Below are 2,870 nucleotides of genomic sequence, written 5' to 3' on the forward strand. Positions count from 1 at the left end.
CGGGCTAACTGGGCTTGATCCTCGACTTCACGTCGCGGATACGGCACACTAGACGTGTGATCCCCGCTTGGCGGGGTCGCTGCGCTGGCGAAAGGAAGGTGACGCAGATGGAGGAATCGCCGAAGGCTCGGAGCGTGCAGCGTCAGCGTCGCCAGAACATCGCCGGCGGTCGAGTTGGCGCACGTCACGACGTCAAGGTGAGTGCCGAGGAGGAGGGCATCCTTGCTCGCCTCGCCGCGGCGCAGGGAGTCAGCATCGTTCGTCTTCTCGTCGAGTCCGCGCTGTCGTCGGAGTCGCACGAGACCCCGACTCAGCGACGCGAGCTTCTGGCCGAACTGTTCCGGGTTCACCGCCTGCTCGCCGCGATTTCGAACAACGTCAACCAGATCGCGAAGGCGACCAACGCGACTGGTGAGCTGCAGGCCGAAACGGTCGAGACTCTTCGTGCAGTTCGACGCACCGCTGAGCAGATCGACGCCGCCGTGGACGGGCTCAGCCTCCGATGATGCCCAACATCACCCGCGGTGATCGCATGGCGGGTCTGGTGAGCTACTTGGCTGGTCCAGGGCGTGCCAACGAGCACGAGAGTCCGCACCTCGTCGCTGGTGATCCGGCCATGACGGCGTGGTACGCCGACACAGAGATTGATCACGATGCGGCGATCGCGCTCGCACGTCATCTCGAACGGCCACGCACTGCCCTCGACGTCGATGTCCCCGGCGGTCACGTGTGGCACTGTTCGCTCTCGATCCGGGTCGAAGAGGGCCGCCTTTCGGACGAGACTTGGCGACAGATCGCCGACGACTTCGTGACCGCGATGGGCTTCGACGACAACGAGGGAACGAAAGCGCCGTGCCGTTGGATCGCCATGCACCACGGCGACTCGAAGACCGGCAACGACCATATCCACATCGCCGTGAATCTCGTCCGAGAGGACGGCACCAAGGCATCGATCCACCACGACTTCCGGCGCGCACAGAGTGCGGTTCGCGCGCTCGAGGTCCGGTATGGACTCGAGACGCTAGAGAGCGTGCGCGCCGAACGCGCAACTCGCGGATTCTCTCCGGCAGAGCAGCGCCGTGTGCAGGCCCAGGCGGCCCGTGCCGCACAGCGCAAGTACGAGACCCGGTCGGCGGAGTCGGCCACACCGATGCCGGCATGGGACTCCCTGCCAGCACGCGATCGTCATCAGCACATCGCAGCCGAGGTGCAGCTACAGGTGCCGCGGCAGGAACTCGCGCGCACCGTTCGAGCGTGCTCGGCCGCGAGCGTCGACGAAGCCGAGTTCGTGCGTCGCATGCGCCGAGCCGGCGTGCTCGTCCGTCCTCGCTACGCCGATGGCCGGACGGATGTCATCACCGGCTACTCGGTGGCCGCCCGTCCCGCTCCAGGCGAGCGCCCGGCTTGGTACGGCGGCGGTAGCCTCGGCCGCGATCTGACCCTGCCGCGCCTGCGCGATGGGTGGCCCGATTCGCCAGAGGGCGCAGGTGCTGCTGCCGCCGAGTGGAATGCAGCCGGACGCGGACGACGTGTGGTCGCACCGGGGCGCGAGACGGTCGAGCCGGACCCGCGGATGTGGGCGCAGTGCACTCGCGAACTCGGCGAGCTGCGCGAACGACTTAGCGCCGTTCCCGTCGAGGACCGCGACACATGGGCGACCGTCGCTCGACAGACGGCGGGCGCGTTCGCCGCGTGGTCGAACCAGCTCGAGGACGAACCCGGCGACCTGGCCGCCGCGGCCGATGCCCTCGCTAAGTCCGCACAGACCTTCCGCCGAACCGAGACACCCAAGCAGGCGGGTACTCTCGCCCTCGGCAGCGCCGCGATGCTCCTCGCGAGCGCCACGCACGGCGGAAAGGGTGCGGTGGCACAGGCGGCGTTGCTGCGCGAGCTCGTGCGTTTCGGTCAGAGCGTCCACGCGGCCGCACTCGCGGCTCAGCAGACTCGACAGGCGCAACTCATCGAGACGTCACTGCGCGATCGTCTGAGCGTCGTGCACGCGAACCTCGTGCGCGTCGGTGAGCACCAGGTGCCCGCCGCGCCGGTGGTCGTTTCCGAGCCGCCGAAGCCGGTCCTCGACCCGACCGCACAGGCGATGCTCGAGCGCATGGAGGCCGGCCACGCACAACGTGCCACGGAAGCCGCCTCGCCGGTGCCGAACACCATCGAGCAGGCGAAGCGTCAGGAGAAGAGCAGTCAGGGCACCGACCGCGACCGCGGCGGAGCCGAACGATAGAAGGGGATGATCATGGTTGACACCGATGGCGTGGATGAGCTCACCGAGGCGTTCGACGGGCAGCTTCGAATGCTCGTGACGACCGCGACGCACATGGGAGATCTCGGCGCACGCGTGATGGCCGACCGCAACCGCGCCATGCGCGATGAGGCCGAGCGCAATTCACGCGAGCTCGCGGCGCGCTTCGAGGCAGAACGCGCGGCCGCGCGGGCCGAACTGGCGGAGGTCTACCGCAGCGAGTGGTGGGACAGAGCCGACGTCGAGGCGATCGCGAACAAGTACGAGCTCGCGCGTGCCTGGGTTGGTGAGGAGCCCGAAGCCCTTCGCGCCGAGCTGCACATGCGAGAGGAACTGCGCACGCGTTACGGTCTCGACGTCGACCACCCCGGCGCCGACCCGGCCGCCGTGCAGGAAGCGATCGACCGTCGCAAGCAGGAGCAGGAGCGCGAAGAGAACGAACAGCGCCGCGCGGCGGCCGACAAGGCCGAGGCGGCGGAGCTCAGCGTGGTCGCTGATCGTGAAGATGCGCGCGCGGCGGCTGCTACCCGCGACCTCGAGCAGCAGCCGGAGGGTGTCGACCTCAATGCCGCGGCGATCGCTGAGCGGACACACGAGAGTGCCTCCGAGAGCGCGA

Annotated in this window: 3 protein-coding genes; all 3 read left to right on the forward strand. The window is 68.5% G+C overall.

Annotated elements, in window-relative coordinates:
* The first annotated feature begins 14 nt into the window (after nucleotides 1-14).
* Nucleotides 15-506 (forward strand): MobC family plasmid mobilization relaxosome protein, encoded by a 492-nt coding sequence (locus tag ABD164_RS17730; RefSeq protein ID WP_344297987.1) that lies wholly within the window; start codon nucleotides 15-17, stop codon nucleotides 504-506.
* Nucleotides 506-2,236: a relaxase/mobilization nuclease domain-containing protein gene (locus ABD164_RS17735; protein ID WP_344297989.1), complete on the forward strand. Its 1,731-nt coding sequence runs from the start codon at nucleotides 506-508 to the stop codon at nucleotides 2,234-2,236. Before ABD164_RS17730 ends, ABD164_RS17735 begins: the two co-directional genes overlap by 1 nt.
* 12 nt (nucleotides 2,237-2,248) lie before the next feature.
* On the forward strand, nucleotides 2,249-2,870 hold a 622-nt coding region (locus tag ABD164_RS17740), incomplete at its 3' end, for a hypothetical protein (protein ID WP_344297991.1).

The organism is Agromyces neolithicus (assembly GCF_039529735.1).
In the GTDB taxonomy this organism is placed as follows: domain Bacteria; phylum Actinomycetota; class Actinomycetes; order Actinomycetales; family Microbacteriaceae; genus Agromyces; species Agromyces neolithicus.

Bases quoted from the DNA above. Each gene is read 5' to 3' on its own strand.
- ABD164_RS17735 (WP_344297989.1), top strand. From the start codon at position 506: ATGCCCAACATCACCCGCGGTGATCGCATGGCGGGTCTGGTGAGCTAC.